The following is a 25622-nucleotide window of genomic DNA, read 5'->3' on the forward strand; positions in this document are numbered from 1 at the left end:
TTGAAATGACAGGGGATTGTTCCTGAAGGATCAAGAGGGGCGTTCCTGAAAGATCAATGCGTTGTCCCCGAAGGATCAAAGGCTGTTCCTGATGTGTCGAAGGTCCGGTGAAAAGGCCACAGGATTGAATCTATTTTCGCGAATAGGAAGGAAAAGTCGTTCAAATTGATTCGCTGACCTGCGGAAACGACTCCTCGACGAGACAGATCGGGCCCGTATGCTGTCACTTCGGGAACGCTTTTATCCAGCGCGGAGCTGATGCCGGTTTTTTTCGTGATAGCGTTTCACGAAACCGATGAACGCGCTTTGGTAGCGTTCCGGGCTTCGGTCGGATTGCTCGCTGAGCCAGCCCCGAAACTCCGCATGGAGGGCCTGGAAATCCCAGCCGCGATAGTGCGTGCGCAGGTAGGCGAGCGTATCGTCTGTCAGGTAGTTTCTCGGTTCATCCGCGTCAGTCCTGGCATAGGTCTTTGCAGGCGCGGCCGGGATGTTTGATTTTTGAGCTTGATTGGAGGTGGCTGGACGCAGGCTGTCGGAGGGCTCTGCGCTCGCCTCCTGGCGGCGGGACATGACAAGCAGGGGCTCTCGGCTGGTGACGGAGTCAGCCAGTCGCAGATCGAAACCTGGGAGGTCGTTTCGGCGGACGATTGCCGCGATCTCAAATTTGAAGCGCCGGTATTGGCCTTCTGCGCCTGACTTCTCAAAAAGCGTCGGCAGCGCAATAGCGAAACCCTCGGGCCCGGCGCCGCCGGCATGCTTGCGAGCGACCTTATAGAGCCAACGCTCCCGGCCGCCGGTGATATCGAAATATGCTCGGTCGATCGACAAGACGCCGCCATTCATGAGGACGCCGTCGTAGAACCAGCTCGAGAGGGAGATGCTCAAGCCTTTCGAGCGCTCGGTCTTTGCGTCAACGAGTTGGCTCCAGTTGTCCAACCACGAGAAGGTCGCCTCAAACCGCTTTTCCGCACGTATGTTCGTCTTTACCGTGGTGGATTGCAGACGGTCCAGAGCACCGGCCAGGAGCTCGTATGAACGACCGGAGATAGGTCGTCCAATGGATCTTAGGAGATCATAGGGCATGATCTTGAGGGTGCGGGGAATGTCGTTTACGCGGCGCTGTTTGAGATCGTTCAGAACGCTTGCGCAATATATCAGGATGTCTGCGTCCCAGATTGTCGCCATGCCGTAATCGGGGTTGGCTGAGACGTGAACAAATGTTTTGCCGTCGGGAGACGTATAGTCGATCGGCTTCAAGCGTTTGGACTTCGCCAAGCTAAAGAATGGCCGTTCCATCACTTCACGCTGGTCGCGCAGGTTCAGGTCTGCCAGGTAGGGCAAAAACAGGTCGATCTGCTCGTTTTTGTCGGCTCGGTCCATAAGGTCCTGATTTTAAATACGGGCGATAGCCGAGAAATCTTTCCCCGGGGAAAGATCAGTCTATGGCGATTCTCTCGCAGGCGGAGTCTGCCGTTCAGGAGGCGTTTTTGACGCGTAGGATCCGCTTGTCACTTCGCTCTTCGCGCCATCATTCCCAAAATCTTTCCCCGGGGAAAGATTCAGGATCGAAGCCCCCTGCCCTGCTTTTCGAGCGCCTTTAGCGCCGATTTGAACATCGTGACCAACTCGGTTTCTGAAGCGCCTGAGCCGGCGTGAAGGCGCACCGATACGCCGTTTCGATTCGAGGACAGAACACTGAGCGCGGTTCGTCCGTTTGAGGCTTCGAATTTTATGATGGGTTCATCGCCTGAGGCCTGGGAGCCTGCGTCGAGCAAGCGTTTGACCACTTCGGCCGCGACAATAATCGCCCGCTCGCCCGCCCGCGCCAGCGCCTGTTCAGCGGAGAGTTTCGCGGCTTCCTCGCGAATGGCCTTCGTCAAGGACGCGTCCGCGGCCTGTAGTTTTTGAGCGAGGGGATAAACCAGCTTCAACTGGATGTCCGCTGGGCTCGAAAATGCCGCAACCGCCCAGTCGGGCAAGGAGCCGACCGTAAGCATTTTGGACAACCAGCCCTGGGACAGTTTCAAGCGTTCCGCCATCCTGACCTGTTTGCCGCCGTAGTGATGGCTTAAGGCCGCCAGATAGGTCTTGGCGCGTTCGAAATCAGACACGTCCTTCCGCGCGCGGTTCTCAATGTCGGATAGCCGGAAGGCGGCCTCATCGTCGAGATTGTGAACCTGCGCAAGGAACATCATTTCCGGGTAATTGTTTGCGCGCAGCCACTGGATGGCCCAATGGCGCCTTGACCCGGCAATGACCTCATAATCAAACGCCGGATCATCCTGAACGCGGCGGACAATAGCGGGAACCTTCTGGCCGCCTTCGGACAGGATCGCGTCAATCAGATCGCGCACGCTCTCTTCAGAGAGGGAGGCTTGATGCCGCGCATTTCCGTGCCAAATTCGAACCCGGGCGGGATCGAGAAGCAGCTGGGTCACCTGGCGGACTTCGCCGTTCGCAACGCGAGCCAGGGCCGATTCCCGGGCCAGTAAGTTCATTGCCGGACGAGCGCCGGTATCTGTCGCCGTCGGTGGCCGGGGTTGTTCCGCAGAAGGGGAGGGGGCGCTGACCTCGGGGTTGAGCAAAGCGTCGAGATAGGCGGTTTGTTTGCGTGACATTGACGACCTCCTTACCCGGCCGCCAGCATCATGGACGACTCGCTTTCGGCGCGGCCCCAGCGTCGGCGAATGAGTTGCTCTACCTGCGCCATCGCCTCGTCGATATTGTTCCGGCAGCGTTTATGGGTTTTCGGCGTCCCGATCGGACGATCCAATTCGTAGACGGTCATCATCCGCAGGGCGGCGTGGCTGATTTCTGCGGACTCCAACATGGCGACGGGCAGCAGGGAGGGCCCAAAGGCTTGCTCCATCAGGCGCTGGATCATCGTATGGCTCGGATCATTGGTCGCGAACTTCGAGCAGATGAGCCGGCAGAAATCGTATTCGACCTGAATACCAGAGTCTTTCAACTGCCCGATCACCTGGCTTAGCATGGATAGGAACTGGACGGTGGAGCAGAAGTCGGGCGTGGTGGCGGCAAGCGGAATGAGCAGCGCATTGGCCGCTTGCATGACCGCCAGCGAAATCGTTCCCAGGGCGGGGGGAGGGTCCAAAAGAACGACATCGTAGTTTTGCGCCAGCTCGCTCAGCCCCAGGCGCAGTTTGCGGAACCGGGAGGCCAGGACGCTTCCACCGCTCGAGCCTGCGGCGGCAAGTTCGTACTCCACGTCGAACATCTGCAGATTTGACGGAATGAGGTCGACATTGGGCCAAGCCGTACGCTTTACAGCGTAGGTCAGGTCATCCTGTGTGGGCTCTATGGAGAGATACGGGTATAAGGTTTCTTCCCTGCGGATTGCAAAATGCGGATTGAACCCAAAAAGGGTCGTGGTCGTCGCCTGACTGTCGCAGTCGACAACAAGGACGCGGTAGCCCTGCACGGCCAAATAGTGAGCCAGATGGGTCGTTACGGTCGACTTTCCCACGCCGCCTTTGAAGTTCTGAACCGTGATGATCGCAGGCGGATCTTCAGGCGCTCGCCGGGGCGAGGCGCCAAGGACCTGGCGCATATTGAGCAATGCTGGGATATCGTAACCTAAGCGGCGCCCGGATTCGCTTTCCGGCGGAGCGGGAAGGCGGCCATCTTCTTCGGCCATTCGAATGCGATTGGTTGAACAGCCAAGAAGTTGGGCGGCTTCGGCGACCCCGAGTCGGACGTTCAGGGATTTTTCGGCGCCGGGGAGAAAAGCTGTCTTGCGTAGACGCTCGACCATCTGTTCGCCGGCATCCGCCAGTTGCCCAATGCGCTCAACTTCGGCAAAATGCGATGCACCAAAATTGGCTTCATTCCATTGATTTGAACTCAATTTAGCCTCCGCTTGGCTCAATGAACCTTTTGGCTGAAAAAAATATCAATAATCGTTCAATCGGCCCATATGGTTAATTCCTCGTTAACCGCGGTAAGTCAACGATTCGATTGTAAAGTCGCCTTTGAGTGAAACGGCTCCCATGCTATCAGGGGTCAACAATCGCCAAGCAAGGAATCAGGTGAGGGAGCGGCTTTGAAGGAAACCAAGATCTACGCGGTTGAGAAGCGCTTCAAGGAAGTCTTTGGACTGATGACGCGCGACGATCTCTACATCCGCGAGACTCCCGCTAAAACCTTCATTGTCACCGTGCCCCATCCAAGCGAGGACATCGAATATGTCCTTAGCGTCTATCGTCACCCGAATGAACCGAAGGAATTTGTCGACCTCGGTCGCTGCGTCAAGACGGCTCTCGAACTGGGCGCTGCGTCGATTCATTTCCGCATATCGAACGACGAAGCGGGTGCGTCGTAACCTGCTGAATCCGAACGGAACAGTCACGCTTCTCAGCGCGCCAGATTGCGTAAAGCGTATAACGCAATAAGCATTTTGTACATAATGGAAGTCGCGTTTTATATAAAACGCGACATTTTTCTGTTGCCAACCGCCACTGCAGGTATTAGGTCTGCATCGGTAGAACAACCTTAAGTTTCCAAACTCTCTGAATAAATGGTGGCGTGCGGATGGAATTCGCGGCAATGGCGGAGCTTTGCGCTCCCGGCATAGAGTTAAGTACGCTCAGGCGTATCGCATCGGTTGAGTCTGGGTTTAACCCGTTAGCCATTGGCGTGGTGGGCGGCAGGCTGCAGCGGCAGCCGCGAACATTGCCAGAAGCCCTGGCGACGGTGCGGATGCTCCATGATCAGGGCTTCGACTACTCGCTGGGCATTGTCCAGATCCATCAAAAGAACTTCGCTAAGTACGGCCTGACCCCGGAAACCGCTTTCGATCCGTGCGTCAATCTGCGCGTTGGCAGCCTGATTTTTAAGGATTGCTATAAGAGGGCAGGGGGCTCTGACAACGCTCTGGGCGATGCGCTGAGCTGCTACTATTCAGGCAATTTCAAAGCGGGTTACAGCCTCGGCTATGTCGCCAAGGTCCAGGCCGCGGGCGCCAATGATGATGGCGCCGCGCCCGTGCCCGTCGTGGCCAGATCCACCCGCAATGCCATGCGCAGAACCTCGAAGGCGCGACCAAGCGCGCCGGAACCTCTTTTTGTCACGGTGGTCCCGCCGCCGCTTACCGCTGTCGCCCCTGTCGGCGACATTTCCCCCACCGCGAAGGGCCGACAGACGGCGCTTCTGTTTTAGGAGTCACCAGTGAAGGTTTCGACCAAAAAGATAGTTTCCGGCGCGGGCGTGGCTCTGGGCTACGGCCTTGTCGCCGCCTCGCCTTGCTTCGCGCAGGTCTCGCAGCTGACCAGCGGTCTCGACTGGATCAAATCGACCATCACCGGCATCGGCGTCGTGGTCATTGTCATTGCGATCATGTGGACCGGAATCCAGATGATGTTCCAGCACGCCAAATGGTCCCAGGTCGCCCACATCTTCTTTGGCGGCATACTGGTCGGCGGCGCAGCCGCCATCGGTCCGCAACTGTTCGGCGGCGGTTCGGGGGGCTGATCTATGAGTTACCGCGATCCCGTCTTTCGCGGCTGCACGCGCCCGCCCATGTTTCTCGGCGCGCCGATGGCGCCCTTCATCCTGGTGACGGGCATGGCCATTCTTCTGGCCATGCTCGGGCTGTTCGTCAGCGTCTACATCTCCGTGGCTGTGATAACGGCCTATGTGCCGATCTATGCCTGGATGCGGGCCGTCACCAAGACCGACGACCAGAGACTAAACCAGCTGATCCTGCGCTTGCGTTTGCGGGCCAGGATGCAGGGCGCACGACGGGCCTGGGACGCGCTGACCTATACGCCCATCGCCTTTAAGAAGAGATAGCCGATGAGATCCAGGGCTCAGCTTAAGGCGGCGGTGGCGGCGCAGGCGCCGGTGGCCGACTATGTCCCGTTCGGCGCGCATGTTGAGCCAGACGTCATCAAGCTCAAGCGCTCCGGCGATTTCGTCGCGACCTGGCGTTTAGCTGGCATCGGTTTTGAGACGCAGGATGTCGCGGACATCGCCGCGGCCAAGGAAGGGCTGATCAATCTGCTGCGCAGCCTGGGCGGCGGCCAGTTCGCCATCTGGTCCCACAAGGTCCGCCGACGGGTAACCGAGCGCCTGAGCGGCGACTACGACAACGCCTTCGCGGCCCGGCTAAACGCGGACTATTACGCGACGTTCGATCGGCACAAGCAGATGCGGACGGAACTTTATCTGTCGCTGCTCTATCGGCCCAATGTCGGCAAGGTTCCGAACATCCTCGGCAATCTGTTCGGCCTCGGCCGCCGGTCGCTCGAGGACATCAAGGCCGCCGACCGTGAAGCCCTGGATGAACTCTCCGATGCCGCCAAGATGGTCGAACGCGCCCTGGAACCCTACCGCCCGCAGCGGCTGGGAACGGTTTTGAGGGGCAAGGTCGTCTGTTCGGATATGCTGACCCTGTTTGGCTATCTGGTGAACGGTGTCTGGGAAGATGTCCCGCTGCGACGCGCGGGCATCGATCAGCACCTGCCGACGAGCCGGCTGCATTTCGGCGACAATAATGGTCGCCTGCAGATCGTGCACCCGGCCGGACGCAGGTTTGTCGGCTTTCTCGACATTCAGGACTATCCCAAATGGACCGAAAGCGGCGTTGCGAACGCGATCCTTTACGCCGATTACGAATTTATCGAGACACAGAGCTTTTCCATCCTGAACCGGCGCGACGCACAGTCCGCTCTCGAGCAGCAGCGCGGGCAAATGCACGCGGCTGAGGATGCGTCGGAGACGGAAATCAACGAGATCACGGAGGCCCTGGACGACCTGACGTCTGGCCAGATCGACGTCGGCGAATACCACTATTCCCTGGCCATCCTAACCGAGAGCGCCGATGCCTTAAGCAAGGCCATGTCAGATGCGCGCGCTGTTCTGCAGGACCAGGCTGGCTTCAAGATGTCGATCATTGATGTCGTGCCCGAGGCGGCGTGGTTTGCCCAACTGCCTGGCAACTGGGATCTGCGCCCCCGGGAGGCCAAGCTGACCAGCCGAAACTTCGCGGGCCTCTCGCCCTTTCACAATTTTGAGTTCGGCAAGCGCGACGGCAATCCGTGGGGTGAGGCGGTGGCGCTCTTTCAGACACCGTCCGGCCAGCCCTTCTATTTCAATTTTCATGTCTCCCCGGCCCAGGAGAATTCGGAAGGCGAGGCCCTGGCCGGCAACACCTTTATTTGTGGCGCAACCGGGTCGGGCAAGACCGTTCTGCAAACCTCGCTTCTGGCCTTCTCGTTGAAATATCAGGGCTTGCGCGCTGTTTGCTTCGACAAGGACCGCGGCATGGAGATCGGCATCCGCGCGCTTGGCGGCAGCTATCGGGCGCTGGAACGCGGTGCGCCGACCGGCTTCAATCCTTTCAGGCTCGAGCCGAACGACGAGAACATCCAGTTTTGCGAACGCCTCGTGAAGCTTCTGGTTGGCGGCGCGCTCACGGCGCGCGATGAAAACGAGATATCCCACGCCGTGCGCACCGTCATGGGCGAGCATGTCACAGCCGATGTCCGATGCTTATCGCTTGTGGCCCAGAACCTCTCAGCGGTTGGCGACAACTCCCTGTCTGAGCGGTTGCACAAGTGGCTGCGCGGCGGGGCGCTCGGCTGGGTGTTCGACAATGCCGAGGACAGCTTAGATTTCCAGAAGGCCAGGATTTACGGCTTCGACTACACCGAATTTCTCGATGACCCGGAAATCCGGACGCCTGTCATGGCCTATCTGCTGCACGTTACGGAGGCTCTGATCGACGGCCGCCCGTTCCTATACATCATGGAGGAATTCTGGAAGCCGCTGATGGATGCGCATTTCAGCGACTTTGCGCTGAACAAGCAGAAGACCATTCGCAAGCAAAACGGCCTCGGCGTCTTCGTCACCCAGTCGCCGTCCGACGTGCTGACCCATCCGATCGGTCGCACCATGGTCGAGCAGAGTGTGACGCAGATCTACCTGCCGAACCCGCGCGCCGATCGAGGCGACTATGTCGATGGATTCAAGCTGACCGAGGCGGAGTTCGATGTCGTCCGGTCCTTGGGTGAAGCCTCAAGGATGTTCGTGGTCAAACAGGGACGGACAAGCGCGATTTGTCGTTTTGACCTGGCCGGTATGACTGAGGTGCTCTCGGTCATATCTGGAACGACGGAAAACATCGCCAGGCTCGACGCCCTTCGCGCCAAGGTCGGCGACGCGCCGGAAGCCTGGTTGCCGCTCTTCCTCGATTCTCAAACCATTCTAGCAGCGAAGAGACAAATTGCATGAAGCCGCTTATCCTTGCGACCGTTATCGCCACGTTCGGCGCCGCCGCTGCCCATGCGGCGCCTCCGCCAAAAACGGCGCTGGACGATCCCGACCTTTTCGCCGTTGTGACGCCGGACCGGTTGCTTGGGGGTATGACGCGTCGGAAATGGCTCACCCTATGGCCCGTGCCCGGCAGAGAATACTGGGCTGCTTGGGACTGTAAGGGTAAGCCGTGCGATACACCCGAAAGGGCCCATGAGAGGGCTACAGCCAAACTCGTTCAGCGGCTGGAGACGGATCCAAAGCCAGAAGACGCCCCCTCGGTTCCGCGTACGGGCGCTGTCAAATGAACTTCTTCGAGTCCTTTGAGCAGGGGATGGATGCGCAACTGGCGCACTATCTGAGCAACACGGCGGCATCGCTGTGCGCGATCATTGCGCCAGCCGTCGCCGCCGGCATCGTGATCTACATCATCCTGATCGGCTACGCGATCATCCGGGGAGAGGCCCAGGACTCGCTGCATTCGACGATGTGGAAGGTCGTGAAGTGGTCGCTCGTTGCCGCGCTCGCCCTGAGCGCGGGCGGCTTCAACACCTTTGTTGTCGGTGGCCTAAATGGTATCGAGACAGGCCTGTTTCAGGCCACGACAGGGGCAGCGAGTGGCGGCGTCCTACTGGATGATTGCCTGACAAAGTACATCGACCTGTTCAACCTGCTGGTCCAGAACGTCAAAACCGACGGCGCAGGCGTCTTCCCGAATGTCGCGGTCTGTTTCGCCATCCTGATGCTGGCGATAGCCTCGCTCATCTTCTTCGGTCTTGCCGTCTGCGTCTTCATGCTGGCCAAGGTCGCCTTGGTTCTGGTCATCGCGCTAGGGCCCGCCTTCATCGCGACGCTCATCTTCCCACCGATCCAGCGCTTCGCCGACGCCTGGCTGTCGGCGGCCCTGAATACCGTGATCATCAAGGTGCTGGCCGGCATTATCCTGGCGATCAGCACCCTGTTCCTGAAGGGCATTGTCGAACGGACCTCCGGCAATTTCGAGACCACGGCGATCTTGATGGACTGCCTCAAGATCCTGATCCTGTCGGTCTCCTTCGGCGCCATCTTCGGCTACCTGCCGATGCTTGCCGCTCAGCTCGTCGGCGGCGCGCCCATGCCGTATGTCACCATGCCCCGCATCGGACGCGGGTCGCGCTCGTCCCAGCCGCGAACAGCGCCAGCGTCTTTCTCGGGCGGCCAGATCCAGCAGGGGCGCAACGTGGCGGCCTACACCTTGGTCCCCGCCTACCGCCGCAACGTCATTGGTCATCTCAACAGATAGGCGCCGTCATGCCCGTACTTCCCGTCGTCTCGCATAAATCCGTTTCCGCCATAGCCGTCGTCCTGGCGCTCGCCCTGCCGGCAACGGCGGCCTACGCCATCGGCGGCCTGGGCGATATCGTTTACGACCCGTCCAACTACCTGCAGGCCGTCAGGCAGGTCCAGGCCTGGGAGCAGCAATATCAGCAGATGACCCAATCCCTGGCCAAGGCCGAGGCGACATTCCAGCAGGCCAAGGCGCAGGTCGACGCTGTGACCGGCGTGCGCGGCTTCGGCGACATCCTCAATAATCCGCTCTTGAGGAATGTCGTGCCTGCCGATCTGTCGTCGACCTTGACCGGGCTCAATTCGACGGGCGCGCTGTCGGGAAAGGCCCTGGAACTGCGCAAGGCCTCCGCTGTCTACGACTGTGGCGATATGACGGAAGCCGGGGCGGAGGTCAGCTGTCAGGCCCTGCTGGGCCAGAACGCGCAGGTCCGAGCCATCCAGCAGGACACCATGGTGCTCCTTAATGAGCGCACGACGCAGATTGACGCCCTGCGCGGGCAAATCGATGCGACCCAGGACCCGAAGGCCATAGCGGAACTGCAGGCGCGTCTGGAAGCCGAACAGGCCCAGGTCGCCAACGACCAAAACAAGATCGCGCTCGCCAACGCCATGATGGCCGCCAACGCGCAAGCTGCGGCCCAGGCCGAACAGGAACGGGTCAACGCCTTGATGGCGAGTAACAAGACTTCGGCGCTCGACGGTTTCGCCTTCACCTCGCTTGGCTACCAGCCCGGCACACAAGTCGCCGATGTGGAACAATAACGCTGATGGCCAAAGATACCGTCACCAAGGCTGAGTTGCCGACCTTCTTTGCCGATGCGCAAGGCTGGGAAGCGGACAGGCTTCACCGCACCGAGAAAAGTGAAAAGCGCGCCTGGTTCGTCGCTGGTTGTTCGTGTCTGGTTACCGCCGTGGCCGTGACGGCCGTTGTCGCCATGATGCCGCTGAAACGGATCGTGCCTTATGTCTATGCGATCGACCGCCAGACGGGTGAGCTGACCATCATGGATGCGGCCAACCAGCGTCAGATTGTCGGCAACCAGGATCTTCTCGATAAGCATTTCGCGGGGGCCTATGTCGTCGCGCGCGACAGCTACGACTGGAGACTTCTGCAGACCGATTATAACGATACCCTGGCCTTTTCCGCGCCCCAGGTGGCGCGTGACTATGCCGCCCGGTTCGATGGCCCGAAGGCGGTCAATAAGGTCTGGGGACCGAACATCGAACGCCGGGTGGTCGTAACCTCGATCCAGCTGGCGCCGGACGCCATCAGCAAGAAGGCGGTGGTCAGGTACACGATCCAGCAGCGCGATCTGCAGACCAATACCCTCCAGCCGCTGGAGCATTATATCGCGACCATCGCCTATGAGTATCACCCGGAACGCACCGGCAAGGAACAGGACCTGATCAAGAACCCTCTGGGCTTCACGGTGACGGGTTTCCGCGCCGACCCGGAGATCGGGGGCGCGCCGGGCGCGCTGGCAGGCTCAGAAGGGCAGGGGGCAATGGTCCAGCCATGAGACTTTTCGTGATCATAGCTCTCTACCTGATGACTGTGGGCGCTGTCGTCGCCGCGCCGGCGCCCGTCCAAAGTGATCCACGGATCCGGACGCTCGACTATGTCGCTGACGGCGTCATTACAGTTCCGGTGTCGACGGGGGTGGTGACGCGCGTCGTGCTCGAGCGGGGCGAGAATATCATTGCCGCCGCCACGGGCGCGCCCTCGAAGTGCGATAGCGCCGCGCATCTATGGTGCATTGTGGCGGATGCCGACGCCAACGAGGTTTGGATCAAGCCGAAGGCGGGCGCCCGGCGCAATAATCTTGAACTGAAAACCGACAAACGCGACTACAGTTTCGACCTTGTTGTCGGTAAGGTGACGACCTATCGCATCGTGCTGCGCTATCCTCAGGCTCCGGTCAGCGCAAAGCCTCAAACGCCCAGCGAACAGGAGACGGTCGCAGCGCGTCTCGCGCAGAACAAGCCGATCGCAAAAAACCTGAACTATTCTCTGGAGAGCAATCGAAAGGGCGCGGACATCACGCCCAAGGCGGTCTTCGACGACGGGCTTTTCACTTATTTCAAGTTTCCCGGAAATAGCGAAGTGCCGACCATTTTCGTCATTGGATCGGATGGCAAGGAAGCGCGCGCCAATTTCAACATGGCGGGCGACTATGTCGTCGTTCAACAACTCGGCCGCCAGTTTGTGCTGCGACTGGGCAAGTCCGTGGTCTCGGTCTGGAACGAGAGTTTCGACCCCACCGGCTCGGCGCCGGTAAATGGAACAACGGCGCCGGGTGTCAGCCGCGAGACGGTGGGAGCGGGCAATGATCAGTGACGATTCTCAAAAGGAACAGCAGGGCCCGCCGCCGAACGCGATCGCCAGCGACGGCATGATGGATGACATTGTCAGCGTCAATGATCGCGGTCGGCGTCAATCCGGCCGCTTGGGTCCGTTTCTCACCCTGGGCGGCGTCGCCCTCGTCGTCATGATCGGGGCGCTCGCCACCCTCAATGTCGTCAAGGCGAAGTTCTCCGGGCCGAAACACCCGCCGGCGGCCGCTACGGCGTCGGCAGCCGGACTGGCGCGGACCTTCGATACCGAGACCGCCCCGGCGCTTCCCGGCGCCTCTGCGGCATCCCCTGTCGCCGCGTCGCCAGCCTGTCCGGATGGATCTGCTGGCAACGAACTGCGCGGCCAGGACGGCATCGTCGTGCGGAACGCGGCCGGACAATCGGTGCGGGTGTGTCCGAATGGACAGGTGCTGGCAGCAATGACCGCGCAGCCCATCCCCGTTCAGCGCACAACGCAGCGCCCTGTCGGGATTTCAGGGGCGAGGGGCGCCGCCGCGCGGCCGATGCGCGCCCCGGACGGGCCGATGATGCTCAATGGCGGACGCTATGGCGGCGCCCCGCTCCAGCAGGCCTTAAATGACCCGCAGGCCGCGCTGGGCGCCGTTCAGCAGGCGACGGGCTCGGCCCAGCCCAAGGCCGAGGGCCTCTTGACCGGTCCCGCAGCCGGCACGTTGGAGGCGGAACTGACACCCTCAAAGACGCCGATGGTGCAAGCGGCGCGGATCGAAAACCTCAACCTTCTCCTCCCGAAGGGCCGAACGATCGATTGTGGCATGTCGATGCGGATCATCTCCTCCCTGGCGGGTGAAGCGAGCTGCGTCGTGACGCAGAATGTCTATTCGGCCAATGGCAAGGTGGTGCTGATCGAACGCGGCAGCGAAGCCGTCGGCGAATATCGCTCCGGCGCCTCGATCGGGCAGAAACGTCTGTTCGTGCTGTGGAACCGCATCATCACGCCGGGCGGGGTCGTTATCAACCTGGATAGTCCAGGGGCGGACGAGCTTGGATCGACCGGCCTGACCGGCAAGGTCGATAGTCACTGGTTCGAGCGCGTGGGTTCGGCCTTCCTGCTGTCGACCGTCCAGGACGCCATCCAGTACGAGGTCGCGCAGGCCCAAACGGGTTCTGGCGCGACGCTCGTTCTTGGCAACACCGCCCAGGCCGGCGATACGATGGCTCAAAAGGTCCTCAACGCAAGCATCAATATTCCGCCAACCATTTACAAGAACCAGGGCGATCGCGCGGTGATCTACGTCGCCCGCGATCTGGACTTCTCCAATGTTTACCGACTCCGCGCCCAGCAATAGGTTCGGGCGCGACACCGCCGTCCGCGAACTTCTGCGGCCGCTGGAGCCCTTTTTCGCGCTTAAGGACGTGACCGAGATCGTGGTCAACCGGCCGTGCGAAGTCCTGTATGAACAGGGCGCCGAGTGGCGCTCGGTCCATGTCCCGGAGCTACCCTTTCCGCGACTGATGTCGCTGGTCAGGGCTATCGCAACCTTTACCGACCAGGATGTCGGGCCGAAGAAGCCGATCCTTTCCGCCATCCTGCCTGACGGGCAGCGTATCCAGATCATGGCGCCGCCAGCTGTTCCGCCCGACACCCTGTCTTTAAGCATTCGCCTGCCCGGGCAGGCCATTCGGAGCCTTCAGGACTATCAAGCCGAAGGCGCCTTCGACCGCTTCGTCTGGGCGGCGCCGACGGATCCGCCGCGTTTGGCTGGCGACCTGGATCGCGTTGATATGGCGCTCATGGACACCTTGCGGTCCCGCGACCTTGGCGCCTTCTTCACCGCGGCGGTCGAAAACCGGCGCAATATCGCCGTCGTCGGAGATACCGGATCGGGCAAGACGACCTTGATGAAGACGCTTTGCCAGCACATTCCGGCACGAGAACGAATCATAACCATTGAGGATGTTCGCGAAGTGTTCCTGCCGACCCACGAGAACCTGGTGCATCTGCTTTACAGCAAGGGCGGGCAGGGCGTCGCCGAGGTCTCCCCGGCTGACCTGATCGCGGCCTGCATGCGCATGCGTCCTGACCGGGTCCTGCTGGCCGAGCTGCGCGGCTCTGAAGCCTTCGACTTTCTGAAACTGTTGACGACCGGGCATAGCGGTTCGATCACCTCCTATCACGCCGAGAGCTGCGCCCTGGCGCTTGAGCGCTATGTGCTGATGGCCAAGGAGCATGCGGACGCCGCCATCTTCGACGCTGATGGCCTGAAGCGGCTGGTCCGCCTGACGCTCGACATTATCGTTCATGTCAGGGCCGAGATTGTTTCAGATCCGGGCGGCGAGACCCGCAAGCGCCGCTTCGTCAGCGAAATTCATTTCGATCCCGTCGGCCGCCGTCGCGATCGCTTCGAAGACTATGTCGTCATGCGCGGGGCCGCATGAGCGACAAACTCCGCCCTTATATCGCGGCCTTCGTTGTCGTCGTCTACGTCACGATCGCAGCCACCTTGGCGCTTTGGGCGGCCGGGGCGTTGTTTTTCATCATGCACCGGTCCTTGCCGCACGCCGTCACGCCGCTGACCTGGCTCACCTATGCGCATTTCTACTGGCGTGACGCGCATCAGCGTCGGTTGCTCTTGCTGTCGATCCTCGCTCCCGGCGCGATCGCGCTGTTTCCGTTGGGCGCGATCTTCAGCGCGCTTGCCGGCAAGGAGAGGGAGCTCCACGGCTCGGCCCGCTTTGCGACGCGGGCCGAGGTCCGCAAGGCCGGGCTGACGGGCAGCGAGGGCATCATCGTCGGCAAGTACGAAGACCGCTTCCTCCAGTTTCCGGGCCAGCAATTCGTCCTTTTGGCGGCGCCGACGCGGTCGGGCAAGGGCGTGTCCTTCGTCATCCCGAACCTGCTCAACTGGCCGGACAGTTGCGTCGTCCTCGACATCAAGCTCGAGAACTTTCTGCTGACATCCGCCTATCGTGCGCGGCACGGCCAGAAGGTCTTCTTGTTCAACCCTTACGCCGAGGACGGCCGCACCCACCGTTGGAACCCGCTTGATGGCGTCAGTCGCGATCCGAACCTGCGCGTCGGCGATCTCCTGACTCTGGCCACCAGCCTCTATCCGGCCAATCCGGGCGATAAGGACGCCTTCTGGGCGGACAGCGCTCGCAACCTGTTTCTCGGCCTGGCGCTCATGGTGATGGAGACGCCGGAGCTGCCGACGACGATCGGCGAGATATTGCGGCAGTCCGGCGGGAAGGGCAGGGGCCTCAAGGACGACCTTACCGATCGCCTGAACCATCGCAATGCCGGGGAAACGCCCTATTCCTCCGACTGCATGGGCGCCTTGAACCGGTTCCTTGGCGCGTCAGAAAATACTCTGGCGAATATCATCAGCTCGTTCACCGCGCCGTTGGTTCCCTTCGCCAATCCGCTCGTCGACGCCGCCACCTCGGCCAGCGACTTCGACATCGGCCGAGTGCGCGATGAGAAGATGACGATCTATATCGGCATCCAGCCCAACCGGCTTGCCGATGCGAGCCTGCTGCTCAACCTCCTCTTCAGCCAGCTCATCAACGTCAACACCAGGGAACTGCCGAGCCAGGACCGCCATCCCATACCGTGCCTGCTGATCCTTGACGAGTTTCCGGCGCTCGGCAAGATCGGCGTGATCGCCCGGGCCAATGCCTTTATTGCCGGCTATGGCCTGCGTCTTCTGACCATCATCCAGAGCGTGGCCCAGCTCGAAGGCGTCTACGGCCCGCACGATGCGCGAACCCTGATCACCAACCACGCCATGCAGGTGCTGTTCACGCCGCGCGAACAGCGTGACGCTGCGGCCTACAGTGAAATGCTGGGCGCCTACACGGTCAAGAGCACCTCGACCGGCCGCTCGATCAGCCGGGGTTTCGGGGCGGGTGGTTCGAACAGCGAGAACGTGTCCGATCAAAGACGGGCGCTGCTTTTGCCGCAGGAACTGAAGGAACTCCCGGACGACGAACAGATCATCGTGTTGGAGAACACGCGTCCGATCCGATCGGCAAAGGCCAGGTTCTTCAGGGAAGCCGCCTTTATCGACCGGCTGAAGGCGGTAAGTCGCAGCCTTCATGCGCTGAAGGGCCTGCCGTCGAAGCAGGTTCTGGACAAGGTGGCTTTCGAGGAACGCGAACTGTCCGTCAGCGTGCCGAAGGTCGACATTGATGGCCATATTGCGCGCGTTGAGCAGAGGCTGCGCCCGCTCACACTGGACGACCCCATCGATTTGTCGCGTCTGAACGTGGATATGGCGGCCTTGCCGGCCTTCGTCGATCCGCAAGCGCCGTCCGATGCTGAGGTCGAACAGTTTGTGGACGCCTTCTTTGCGCTTGGTGACAGCAAGCCCGAACCTGTTGAGCTGCGGCTGCGATTCCCCGAGGCGGAACCCGAAACGAAGATGCTGGAGGCCTGAATGAACTTACGATCGATCCTTGCCGTACTGTCGGCTGGCGTGCTTGCGGGTTGTAGCTCGGCCGCGCCCTTGGCGCCCATAGGCTTGCATAAACGTCCGGCGAACACGCCAGCCGACAGCACGGCAAGCCTGATGGCGCCAACGAACCGAAGCACGCCTATAAATTCGGCAAGCTTGACCGCCCCTCAACAGCGACCGCCAGGTGCGTCCGCACCAGGAACCGTCGTGTCGAAATCCAGGTAGCATAGGTGGACTATGGCCACGAAGAAGGACGCCAGATTGGACGTTGAGGCCTTGAGCGCGGAGGTGGCGGACCGCTTCGACGCGGTCGCGTGGGCCCGGTTCAATTCCAGCGACATGGCGGCACGGTCGGAGACGCGGTTCGAGGTGATGCGTATCCGGGACGACTTGATGAAGGTTGCGCGCGCCGATCCAATCCAAGCGGCCAAGATCTGGGACGAGCATGTCCCTGACTATGTGCCGCGACCCTATGAGCTGCCGACGATCGCGCCGGAGCCCGTGATCTTTAACACCATCGAGCCTGGCCGACGGCGGCGAAAGCTTGGCCACGAACCCGACCTCGATCTGTCGCCGGAAACGGGGGCCGCGAAGAAAGAGGCAGATGCCGGCCGAGCCGAATTGGCGGATGCGCCTAAGGCGCCATCTCAAGTTCGTCCTGACAAGGTCAGCGCCAAAGCTGAAGACCCGAACGCCGCCCGTATCCGGCTCCTGCTGGAGGGCCTGAACAAGCAGTATCTGAAGGCGAACGAAAAGTATCACTTCCGGAACAAGGGTGGGGAGGTTGCCTTCGAGGCCCGGGAGAAAAGGCTTTTGACGCAGCACGATACGCCCACCGTTGTGACCTCGATGATCGACCTCGCTGAGGCCCGGGGCTGGTCGTCGTTGAAGCTGACCGGTACGGACGCGTTCCGGCGCGAGGCTTGGCTGCAGGCCAGTCTTCGCAATTTAGAGGTCAGCGGTTATCAGCCGAACACGCTTGATAAGTCGAAGCTGGAGGAGATCCGCGCTGAACGCAGGAATCAGGCATCGGTCAACACGATCTCCGAACAAAGCCGCGCGAAGAGCGCTCGTGCGCCAGCCGGCCCAGGATTCGCCCCCATTGTGGAGGACGGGACGGGCGAGCCGCGCATGCCTCTGACGCCGATCCAGGAACAATTCCTGAAGGTGATGGAGGCGACGATGAAGCATCGTGGCGATAGTCAGGACGCAATAGTCAAGGCGCGGGCGCTGGCAAACGAGCGGCTGACACATGAACGCATCCATGCCGGAACCCTGGTCGATATCGGCACGGCGCCCTATCAGGACAAGCCGGGACGCAAGCCGAGCCATTACGTAACGCTTCAGGACGACAAGGGTCAGACCGTCAAGATTTGGGGTGTCGACCTGCCACGCGCCCTGGAGGCGTCCGGGGCCCAGCTCGGCGACAAGGTGGCCCTGGCTTTCAGGGGGCGCCAGCCCGTGTCGGTTGACGCGCCAGTGAACGACGTCGCGGGCAAAACTATCCATACAAAGAAGCAGGCCGTCGACCGAAATGCCTGGGAGATCGTCCAATTCGATCGGCTGCGCGAAGACGCGAAGGCGTCTGTGCTTAAGGCTGTCGAGCGGCAGGACCAGCCAGCGCGTCTCAAGGTCTTCGACCGTTCAGCAAAGTCGGCCTTACCGGTTGCGAAGCCGCAGATCGCTCGGTCCGCGCGGCGTGGGCTTGAACGCAGCGTATAATCGCCAGCTGGCGGCGTGATGTGTTCCGTCCCCTGGGCGCTCGCCTGCATCGGCGTGGCGCGGATCAGGCTTTGCGGGCTTGGGTTTTGAGGGTCGAGATCATGGCCTGGACGGCCTGCTGGTAGGCCGGGGGGAGGTTGCAATAGTCGGCGGCGAGCTTGCGACCTTCGTCGGTCTGATAGAAGTGCGCCTTGGTCGGCGCGCCGCCCTTGTCGCAAGCGGTGGGCTCGACATAGCGATAAAAGTCTTCGACCGACACCCCGAAATATCGCGCGAGTTCGAACAGACGCTGTGCGCTCAAGCGATTGGCGCCGAACTCATATTTCTGAACCTGAGCGGCGCTGATCTTCATAACGGCGCCCAGTTGCGCCTGGGTCAGCCCCGCGGAGTCGCGCAGCTCGCGCATAACCTTGCCGACCAGGACATCGACTGACTCCGCCTCGCGCGTCATGGGCAGACCTTCATTGCAGTTGCATACCCACTTATCCTAATGAGCCTTGCCGCGTGGGACAAGACAGCGCAGAGCGACCGGACTTGGCGCGTCTGCGCATATCTCAGATGTTATTATGCGTTCAGACGATCCTTGACGGTCTTGGCGGGCTGGAACACGAGCTTCTTGGAGGCTGCGATCTGAACCGTGGCGCCAGTTTGCGGGTTGCGGCCCTCGCGCGCGGCGCGCGCCTGCACCTTGAACTTGCCAAATCCCGGCAGGTTGATTTCCTGGCCCAGAACTGCGGCTTGCGTAATGGCGCCGAGCATTTGCTCGACAATGGCCTTGGCTGCGGCCTTGGACAGCTTGTGCTCTGCGGCGATCGCTTCGACCAGATCTGACGTGTTCATGGATGAGGCTCCGTTGATAAAGATGTTAAGAAAGCAGCTTCGCAGATTTTTGTCATGAGGCAATCGCGCGCGGGGCTTTGCTGGCCCTTGCGCGCGTTTTCTTGTTGATCACTGCGCATTGGGCGTCCGCATCGTCGCGCACCCGGAAATAGACCTGCCTGATCGGTATTTAGGTTTGGCGAATGCGGCGGTCCTATCTATGGTTTTCGGCTCTGACGCCACACGGCGACGCAGATGCCAAGAAGGAGCCTTTTCGTGTCGAAACAGGCCGGAACGAGTAAGAGCGGCGCCGCTGGACTTCAGGCGCTCACGCCGCGTCAGAGACAGGTGCTGCGCCTCTATAGTCAGCATAAGACCGCAAAGGTGATCGCGCTTGAACTGGGGCTTGGGGTGCACACCGTCAACGACCACCTCGCTGAAATCCGCACGCGTCTGGGGGTAACAACGACCAAGGCGGCTGCGCTTATGCTTCTCGCCTCAGAGTCTGGGCCAGCCCCCCCTAATGAATCGGGGGCCAAGCCGATGGGGATAGCCGCATCGTCCTCATTGGCGGCAGGTGACGGCCATGGAAACCGCAGAGCCTTTGAACCGGACGCAACTTTGCCTGGGCTGGTCGGACCTGGAGACAGCGATGATGTCTCTGGCGACGCCCTCCAGGCGGGGCGCTGTGCCGGAGACCCTGGCTTTCCTGAGACGGCGCGCACAGATCGATCCGCCTCAGGCGATGGCGTTCACCTTAGTGGCCGCGACCGCCTGGGTGGCAAGCGAGGATTAGCGCTTTATCGCCGTCTTAAGCGTTTCACGCTGGTTGAGTGGACTGGCGTCACCCTTGTGACCATGTTCGTCGTCGTGCTTGTGACGTTGGGCGTGGTCGGCGGGCTGGCGGGCATTCTTGATCTCATCCAGCAACTGGGAGACCGCGCCGGGTAAGCTGAACCGGCGGGTCGTGGACCCGCCAGGACGGCGGCTGAAGAGGGCTGAAGCATGAAAAAATCTGAGATGGTGTTTATGGGCGCGGAGCAACTCCTTGTGACGGAGAATGCCGTCGATCAGGCTTTGACGGAGGCGGGCGAACTTCTGGCTGTCCTGACCCGCCTGCGCGTAGGCAACGGCGTGTCCGGCGTCGTAGGCCAACCGGCGGTGACCGCTATTTTGAACGCTGCGCGTCACCTTGGCGAAGCTCGCAAGGAAATGATCGACGCTCACGCACATCTTGACGTCGTGAAGACCCAGCTGGGCTGTCGAACCCTCATGGTGGGCACCTTACCCGATAAACCCTTGCCCGGACACGACACGTCTGACGCAGGACGCGTCGTTCCAATTCCAGCCTGAAACGGACCTCATGATCGATTTGCTTCACTGGCTCTGGACGTGGGGGCTCACCGCGGCCCTCCTTATCATCAGTTTCGTGGCGATCTGGCGCGGCGGCTGGGCTGAAAAGTCCGCCGCCCTTGTCATTGTCGCGGCCTGGTTCCTGACGCCCTTGCTGCAGCATCACTATGCGCCGAGCGCCGCCTTTGTAGCGCTGGATGGCGTGACGGCCCTGATCCTGTTTTTGATCTCAGCCGCCTGTCGTCGCCTTTGGGCCTTGTTCACCTCCGCCTCAATGATCGGCGCGTTCCTCTGTCATTTTCTGGCCGAGGCGCTTCAGCATATCGGCTATTTTTCTTACATCACCACGATTGGCCTCTTAGGCGGCGCGTATCTGGTTCTGGGTCTGGCGGTGGGCGTCGTCGAGCATGAGTATCTTAGCAGACGCCGAACACCGGTTGATTCCTTGACCTGATGAGACCAAGCGGGCGTTCGAGCCAGATACCTGCATCTGGGTTTTAAATTCCTCGTCCAGATGTGCGGACAACAATGTCCGGGCGTTGAGGAGGTTATCTGGATTTAGCGGCGCTTTCGGGCGCCAGAAAAAAGACGGGCAGGACCAGGACCGCTACGCAGGCGATCATGGCACCAGGCGCCATCGTCCAGCCTGTGCGGTCGATGAGCAGTTGCGCCACATAAGGGGTTAAGCCGCCAAAAATGGCCGTGGCGGCCGTGGCGCCCAGGGCGAGGCCGCTGAGGCGACCTTCGCCGGGGAACTGCTCAGCAGTCGCCACCGCGCCAACGGCGCTTACGCCGCCGGCCAGGGCCGCGAGGATCAAGGCGCCAACGAGGACAATGGATTTCGAACCGTTCGCCATCATCCAGAACAGGGTGACCGGAAGTATGGCGCTGGAGGCGGCCAGGCCCATCAGGACGGGTTTACGTCCGATCTTATCTGCAATCAGGCCCGTCACTGGCGTGACCGCGATGACCATCGCGGCGGCGAGGGTCGATAGCCACAGGGCGTCTCGCTCGGACATCGCGCGGGCTGACGATAAGAAAGCGGGCACATAGGTTATGCCGACATAGTAGGTGATTGAGCCCAGCGCCGAAATGGCGAAGGAGCGATATATGCCTATGCGATGATGCTTGAGGACGTGCCAGATCGGAGATTCTGGCCTCGTCCCGGCCTGCCTCTGGCGTTCAAACTCGGGCGATTCATGCATTGAGGCGCGTGCGATCCAGACGATCAGCGCCAGACCCGCCCCCACAAGGAAGGGAATACGCCACGCCCAATGTGAAAGCTGAACAGAGCTGGTCAGGTGAACCGTGACGGCCGCTACGCCGACGGCCAGCAAGGCGCCGATTTCACTGGCTGCGGCGGCCAGGGATGCAATAAACCCTCTGCGCGCGGGCGGCGCGCCTTCGAGAAGGTAGGCGACGACGCCGGTATATTCGCCGCCTACTGCGAATCCCATGATGCACCGAAGCAGCAGCAGGAGCCAGCCCGCCCCTGCGCCGATCTGCGCATAGGTCGGCAGCAGCGCGAGAAAGAGCATTGCAATGGTCATGACGACCATCGAAACGAGCAGGGTGAACCTGCGTCCCATCCGATCCCCGAGATGGCCAAAGACCAGGGCGCCCAAGGGACGCATAAGATAGGCGATCGCAAAGCCGGCGAGCGTGGCGAGTAGCGAAGCTTCCCCGCCGCCGAAGAACACCTTTGAGAGGGTTGTGGCGAAATAGAGATAGAGCGTGAAGTCGTACCATTCCACGATCGTCGAAAAGGCGGCGATTATCAAAGATGCCCTTGAAACGCGCCCATCAGGGAGGTGCTCACTTGCCATGCCGCTCGCTTTCTGAAGACAGAGCGTCTGCCATTTTAGGCCCCTGCGTCAAGCCCCTGCCTTGGAGGAGTCGCCGGAATTGGCCCATACCGGTCGAACAATTATATATAGCGAGAGATGTAAAAGCAGAAGTTAGAGGTTATTCTACACGGTTCGCGTGAAATCTAAGGCACTTAGTTGATCCAGTTTGCCACGGCAATGGCTTCCGTCTTTCCGATGAACGCATTACATTAACGGCTAAGCAAGGGGTGCGCTTAGGCGAACTGCCTAAAAGGGCAATCGGTCTAAAGGGGGATTTATGGATGAGCGGTACACCAAGACGCAGGATACCTTGTCGCTTTTGCTGGCGATGTACTATCGCGAAGCTTCAGGAAGCGTCGACCGAGACTGGGTGAAGCGTACTTTTGAGCTCGCTGATGCGAAATGGGCAATAAACCTTGTCAATGTGATTTATGAAGCGTGCAGCAACTACGAGCAGTCCAACGATGTGCGAGAGAGAAATCTAAGTTCGGGTGAGGGGGAGTGGGAATCCCTGTTCGAATTTCCAATAAGGAGCCCCAAGCCACAGGAAAAACCCTCAGAGCTCGATATTATGACCGGCATGGAATATTTTGGGGAACGTTTCCCGCAGTTGCTCAAGATCTTTCACGATTTCGGTGTGCCTAACGCCTTCTTGTTGATGCGGCAGTCAAATAAGGATTTATGGCAACCTTTCGACAGCGCGAAATTTGATGACGCTGAAAGAAAATGGGAAGTTGCCGAGACCTCTACAGTAATTCTCAATGAAGGATTGCCTACAGACAAAGCATGGATCGCCTCGTCTCTAGTTCATTGTTATTTCAAAGCAATCGCCGAAGTTCGCATGATCAGGCAGTATGGCCCGTCCCTTCAGAGGCTGACCGCCCTAGCGAAATCGTGCGATCTAATGGGAAGAGCGACAGCTCTGCTATTTGTAGGCTCCAACGAAGAGGTAATCAAGCCGTTCAGAAGTGGGCGCCGGTCGGCAGAAGCGTCTAAAGGGCGTGTCCCTAAATGGGAGCGAGCCCTCTTCCCCCTTGTTAAAACCTGGTGCGAGCAAGACCTCCGTTTGACGCTCAACGGCCTTGTAGAGCGCACAATCGAATTCAAGATGACGCCAGAGGGACGGCGTATTGGTCTACCGGGAGCTGATGCGATTAAGGCGGGAATTAGAAGGATGGAGCGGTACTCGTCGGAGCCGTTGCAGATTCCGCGCCGCGGGGGTGTGAAGGCTTAGCTCACCCCTTGAAGGCTCGTGTAACCTTTGAAGGCGAGGCTCTAACCTGTACCTCTAGGGCGTGACCAACCAAGAAAGTCAACGTCAAAAGAGATGAAACAAGTCGCAAAATTAGAGTTTAGCTTTAAACTTCAGTTGCCTATCAGCAAACGGGCGCTGTTTATCATGATGACGGTGGCAGGGTTTGTCTTGGAGCTCGCGAAACGTTGAAGGTTGTCTATAACTGCGCCTTAATGGCAGCCCCTAGACGCCTCGGTGCGGGCTGCGATGGAGGCTGGAATGGCAATAACGCAGGTCCGAGATAAGATCATGCTTCACTCACTCGACGCTCCGTCATTTGAATAGCTTCAGCCTGAGCTGCTGCCGGTTCTTCAGTATCTTGCAGAATGAGCTGCACAAGGCGCGCACGCCGACTCTGTATGCGCTTAGGTTACAGACCTTGCCCTCAAAATTAATCTGGATTTGCGGAGTGGGGTTCGCAGTATCATCATTGTCCGGTTTTGGGAATACCAAACGATCTGAAACAAATGTCGCCTTTGGGCGCAAGGGGGAAGCCAAGGACTTAGCTACGCACCTCGACCGAATGTAAATGCCAACGCCTCACGCGACGAGGCGCTCCACATTCGCCTTTACGCTTTCTGACGATGAGGCCACCGAACTGAAGGCGCCTGTGATGCGCGTAAGGCTTTCCTCAATCTCATGCACCGCCGAGACGGCGGCCTGCATGTTGGCGGATATCTCACCGGTCACGGCGTGTTGCTCCTCAATGGCGCTGGCGACGTTGCTGACGCTGTCCAGCACATGCGTCATGGAGCCTGAGATCAGGGACAGGGCGTCAGCGACCTCGGTGCTGACCGCCTGGATCTTGGCGATTTCTTCGCCGATGGTCTTGGTCGAGGCTGACGCCTGGTTCGCGAGCGTCTTGACCTCGGATGCAACGACCGCAAAGCCCTTGCCAGCTTCGCCAGCCCTGGCCGATTCAATCGTGGCGTTCAACGCCAGAAGATTGATCTGGGAAGCGATCCCTTGAATGAAGCTCACGACATTGTTCATCGCGTCCGCAGATTCAGCCAGTCGTCCTGCCGACGAATTGGCGACCTCCGCGTTTTTGAAAACGCCTTCGACGCTTCCGCGCGCCGCCGACATGCTTTCGGCGATCTCGCGCACGCTGGCGCTGAGTTCTTCTGCCGCGGCGGCCACGGCGTTCACCATGGAACTTGTTTCGGTCGAGGCGCTGGACGCGCCCGACGCCATCTGGTTGGCGCCGTCCATTTGCACCAGCACGTCGCCGAGCTGACCGTCGATCTCGCGGCTAATGCCTTCGTTACGTATCCGCCGTTTGACAGTTTCGGTCACATCGGTCGCGAACTTGACCACCTTGGTGACGGCGCCTGTATCATCGAAGATCGGGTTGTAAGACGCCTGGATGAAGACCTCGCGCCCGCCCTTGCCGAGGCGGCGGAACTCGGCGGCGATAAATTCGCCTGCTGCAAGCTTCTCCCAGAAGCGTTTATAGTCCTCTGAAGCGACATAGGCGGGATCGCAGAACGTCTGATGGTGTTGGCCTTTGATCTCGGTGAGCGAATAACCCAGAATTTGCAGGAAGTTATCATTGGCGGTCAGGACGACGCCGTCTGTTGTAAATTCGATCACGCCTTGCGCGCGGTCAATCGCCGCCATCTTGCCAGCGGCGTCCATGGCCTGAACCTTAACCTCGGTGATATCGGAAGCGAACTTGATGACCTTGGTCACACGGCCCGAGCGGTCGAACACCGGATTATAGGTCGCCTGCAACCAGACGATCCGCCCGCCCGATCCCACCCGCTTGAAAGCGCCAGACTGGAATTTGCCCGTGGCGAGGTCTTTCCAGAACCGGGCATAGTCCTCGCTCTGCCTGAAAGCGTCGTCGCAGAACATCTCATGATGACGACCGACCACCTCTTCGCGCCGATAACCCATAGCGCGCAGGAAGTTATCATTGGCGGTGAGCACGCGGCCCTCGGGCGTGAACTCAATCACGGCCTGGGATGCATTGAGGGCGGCGACAACCGCGCTGAGATCACCATTTTGACGAATGAACATCACCTGTCTCCAAGTCCGATTTACGATCGGATAACGGCGTGATGTTTTCGTCAGCAACAATTAAGGCAAGTTTAAAAAAGAGATGCCTGGTTCAAATTTCCATAGATTTGAAAAGGACGTATTCTGTTCGGAAATTTTCCTGTCACGGACGGGGGCGCCGCGCCGGTCAAAATGCCCATGTCCGGTTTCGGGCGG

Annotated in this window: 24 protein-coding genes; 17 read left to right on the forward strand and 7 right to left on the reverse strand. The window is 60.1% G+C overall.

From position 1 onward, the window contains the following. Positions 1-240: 240 nt before the first annotated feature. From ACTHLA_RS13210 to ACTHLA_RS13220, 3 genes are all read right to left on the reverse strand, one after another. Positions 241-1380 carry a replication initiator protein A gene (locus ACTHLA_RS13210; protein ID WP_440190042.1) on the reverse strand — a complete coding sequence of 380 codons (1140 nt, stop codon included), beginning with the start codon at positions 1378-1380 and terminating at the stop codon, positions 241-243. A 179-nt stretch (positions 1381-1559) separates the two neighbouring features. Beyond that, complete coding sequence (locus ACTHLA_RS13215) at positions 1560-2618, reverse strand: ParB/RepB/Spo0J family partition protein (protein WP_440190045.1); 1059 nt, start codon at positions 2616-2618, stop codon at positions 1560-1562. Positions 2619-2629: 11 nt separating this feature from the next. Continuing rightward, complete coding sequence (locus ACTHLA_RS13220) at positions 2630-3865, reverse strand: AAA family ATPase (RefSeq protein ID WP_440190048.1); 1236 nt, start codon at positions 3863-3865, stop codon at positions 2630-2632. 195 nt (positions 3866-4060) lie between these two features. Here ACTHLA_RS13220 and ACTHLA_RS13225 point away from each other — a divergent pair, with 195 nt between their 5' ends. The 13 genes from ACTHLA_RS13225 (at position 4061) to ACTHLA_RS13285 (ending at position 18092) form a co-directional block, all read left to right on the forward strand. Continuing rightward, a complete protein-coding gene (locus tag ACTHLA_RS13225; RefSeq protein WP_440190051.1) occupies positions 4061-4339 on the forward strand; it encodes a hypothetical protein in 279 nt (92 codons plus the stop codon). 209 nt (positions 4340-4548) lie between these two features. Then, positions 4549-5175: a lytic transglycosylase domain-containing protein gene (locus ACTHLA_RS13230; RefSeq protein ID WP_440190054.1), complete on the forward strand. Its 627-nt coding sequence runs from the start codon at positions 4549-4551 to the stop codon at positions 5173-5175. A gap of 9 nt (positions 5176-5184) precedes the next feature. Further along, positions 5185-5487 carry a TrbC/VirB2 family protein gene (locus tag ACTHLA_RS13235; RefSeq protein WP_440190057.1) on the forward strand — a complete coding sequence of 101 codons (303 nt, stop codon included), beginning with the start codon at positions 5185-5187 and terminating at the stop codon, positions 5485-5487. 3 nt (positions 5488-5490) lie between these two features. Then, entirely contained in the window at positions 5491-5808 is a 318-nt protein-coding gene (locus tag ACTHLA_RS13240) for a VirB3 family type IV secretion system protein (RefSeq protein WP_440190060.1), read from the forward strand. Between the two features lie 3 nt (positions 5809-5811). Next, positions 5812-8250 (forward strand): VirB4 family type IV secretion/conjugal transfer ATPase, encoded by a 2439-nt coding sequence (locus tag ACTHLA_RS13245; RefSeq protein ID WP_440190063.1) that lies wholly within the window; start codon positions 5812-5814, stop codon positions 8248-8250. A 325-nt stretch (positions 8251-8575) separates the two neighbouring features. Further along, positions 8576-9553 carry a type IV secretion system protein gene (locus tag ACTHLA_RS13250; RefSeq protein WP_440190066.1) on the forward strand — a complete coding sequence of 326 codons (978 nt, stop codon included), beginning with the start codon at positions 8576-8578 and terminating at the stop codon, positions 9551-9553. A gap of 8 nt (positions 9554-9561) precedes the next feature. After that, positions 9562-10362 carry a type IV secretion system protein gene (locus ACTHLA_RS13255; RefSeq protein WP_440190069.1) on the forward strand — a complete coding sequence of 267 codons (801 nt, stop codon included), beginning with the start codon at positions 9562-9564 and terminating at the stop codon, positions 10360-10362. Between the two features lie 5 nt (positions 10363-10367). Continuing rightward, positions 10368-11120 carry a virB8 family protein gene (locus tag ACTHLA_RS13260; protein WP_440190072.1) on the forward strand — a complete coding sequence of 251 codons (753 nt, stop codon included), beginning with the start codon at positions 10368-10370 and terminating at the stop codon, positions 11118-11120. 8 nt (positions 11121-11128) lie between these two features. Beyond that, positions 11129-11938, forward strand: coding sequence for a TrbG/VirB9 family P-type conjugative transfer protein (locus tag ACTHLA_RS13265; RefSeq protein WP_440190075.1), 810 nt, complete (start codon positions 11129-11131; stop codon positions 11936-11938). After that, positions 11928-13262 carry a type IV secretion system protein VirB10 gene (gene virB10, locus ACTHLA_RS13270; RefSeq protein ID WP_440190078.1) on the forward strand — a complete coding sequence of 445 codons (1335 nt, stop codon included), beginning with the start codon at positions 11928-11930 and terminating at the stop codon, positions 13260-13262. The genes ACTHLA_RS13265 and virB10 overlap by 11 nt, the downstream gene beginning before the upstream one ends. Then, on the forward strand, positions 13234-14352 hold the full coding sequence (gene virB11 / locus ACTHLA_RS13275) for a P-type DNA transfer ATPase VirB11 (RefSeq protein ID WP_440190081.1): 1119 nt from the start codon (positions 13234-13236) through the stop codon (positions 14350-14352). Before virB10 ends, virB11 begins: the two co-directional genes overlap by 29 nt. Then, on the forward strand, positions 14349-16352 hold the full coding sequence (locus tag ACTHLA_RS13280; protein ID WP_440190084.1) for a type IV secretory system conjugative DNA transfer family protein: 2004 nt from the start codon (positions 14349-14351) through the stop codon (positions 16350-16352). The genes virB11 and ACTHLA_RS13280 overlap by 4 nt, the downstream gene beginning before the upstream one ends. Before the next feature lie 255 nt (positions 16353-16607). Further along, complete coding sequence (locus tag ACTHLA_RS13285; RefSeq protein ID WP_440190087.1) at positions 16608-18092, forward strand: LPD7 domain-containing protein; 1485 nt, start codon at positions 16608-16610, stop codon at positions 18090-18092. Positions 18093-18156: 64 nt separating this feature from the next. On the opposite strand, the gene ACTHLA_RS13290 is transcribed toward ACTHLA_RS13285, so the two are convergent. Next, positions 18157-18543, reverse strand: a complete 387-nt coding sequence (locus ACTHLA_RS13290) for a helix-turn-helix domain-containing protein (RefSeq protein ID WP_440190090.1) — start codon at positions 18541-18543, stop codon at positions 18157-18159. 113 nt (positions 18544-18656) lie between these two features. Further along, a complete protein-coding gene (locus ACTHLA_RS13295) occupies positions 18657-18932 on the reverse strand; it encodes an HU family DNA-binding protein (RefSeq protein WP_440190093.1) in 276 nt (91 codons plus the stop codon). Positions 18933-19187: 255 nt separating this feature from the next. Between ACTHLA_RS13295 and ACTHLA_RS13300 the strand changes: the two genes are divergently transcribed. Genes ACTHLA_RS13300 through ACTHLA_RS13310 form a run of 3 tightly spaced genes read left to right on the forward strand, consistent with a single transcriptional unit; the run spans position 19188 to position 20718 of the window. Continuing rightward, complete coding sequence (locus ACTHLA_RS13300; protein WP_440190096.1) at positions 19188-19862, forward strand: response regulator transcription factor; 675 nt, start codon at positions 19188-19190, stop codon at positions 19860-19862. A 54-nt stretch (positions 19863-19916) separates the two neighbouring features. Beyond that, on the forward strand, positions 19917-20264 hold the full coding sequence (locus ACTHLA_RS13305) for a hypothetical protein (RefSeq protein WP_440190099.1): 348 nt from the start codon (positions 19917-19919) through the stop codon (positions 20262-20264). Between the two features lie 10 nt (positions 20265-20274). Continuing rightward, positions 20275-20718 (forward strand): hypothetical protein, encoded by a 444-nt coding sequence (locus ACTHLA_RS13310; RefSeq protein WP_440190102.1) that lies wholly within the window; start codon positions 20275-20277, stop codon positions 20716-20718. 94 nt (positions 20719-20812) lie between these two features. Here ACTHLA_RS13310 and ACTHLA_RS13315 read toward each other — a convergent pair whose 3' ends face one another. Then, positions 20813-22090 (reverse strand): MFS transporter, encoded by a 1278-nt coding sequence (locus ACTHLA_RS13315; protein WP_440190105.1) that lies wholly within the window; start codon positions 22088-22090, stop codon positions 20813-20815. A gap of 298 nt (positions 22091-22388) precedes the next feature. Between ACTHLA_RS13315 and ACTHLA_RS13320 the strand changes: the two genes are divergently transcribed. Next, positions 22389-23345, forward strand: coding sequence for a hypothetical protein (locus ACTHLA_RS13320; RefSeq protein ID WP_440190108.1), 957 nt, complete (start codon positions 22389-22391; stop codon positions 23343-23345). Between the two features lie 600 nt (positions 23346-23945). Here ACTHLA_RS13320 and ACTHLA_RS13325 read toward each other — a convergent pair. Then, complete coding sequence (locus ACTHLA_RS13325; RefSeq protein WP_440190111.1) at positions 23946-25427, reverse strand: methyl-accepting chemotaxis protein; 1482 nt, start codon at positions 25425-25427, stop codon at positions 23946-23948. Positions 25428-25622: the final 195 nt, after the last annotated feature.

This window comes from Asticcacaulis sp., assembly GCF_051956075.1.
Lineage (GTDB): Bacteria > Pseudomonadota > Alphaproteobacteria > Caulobacterales > Caulobacteraceae > Asticcacaulis.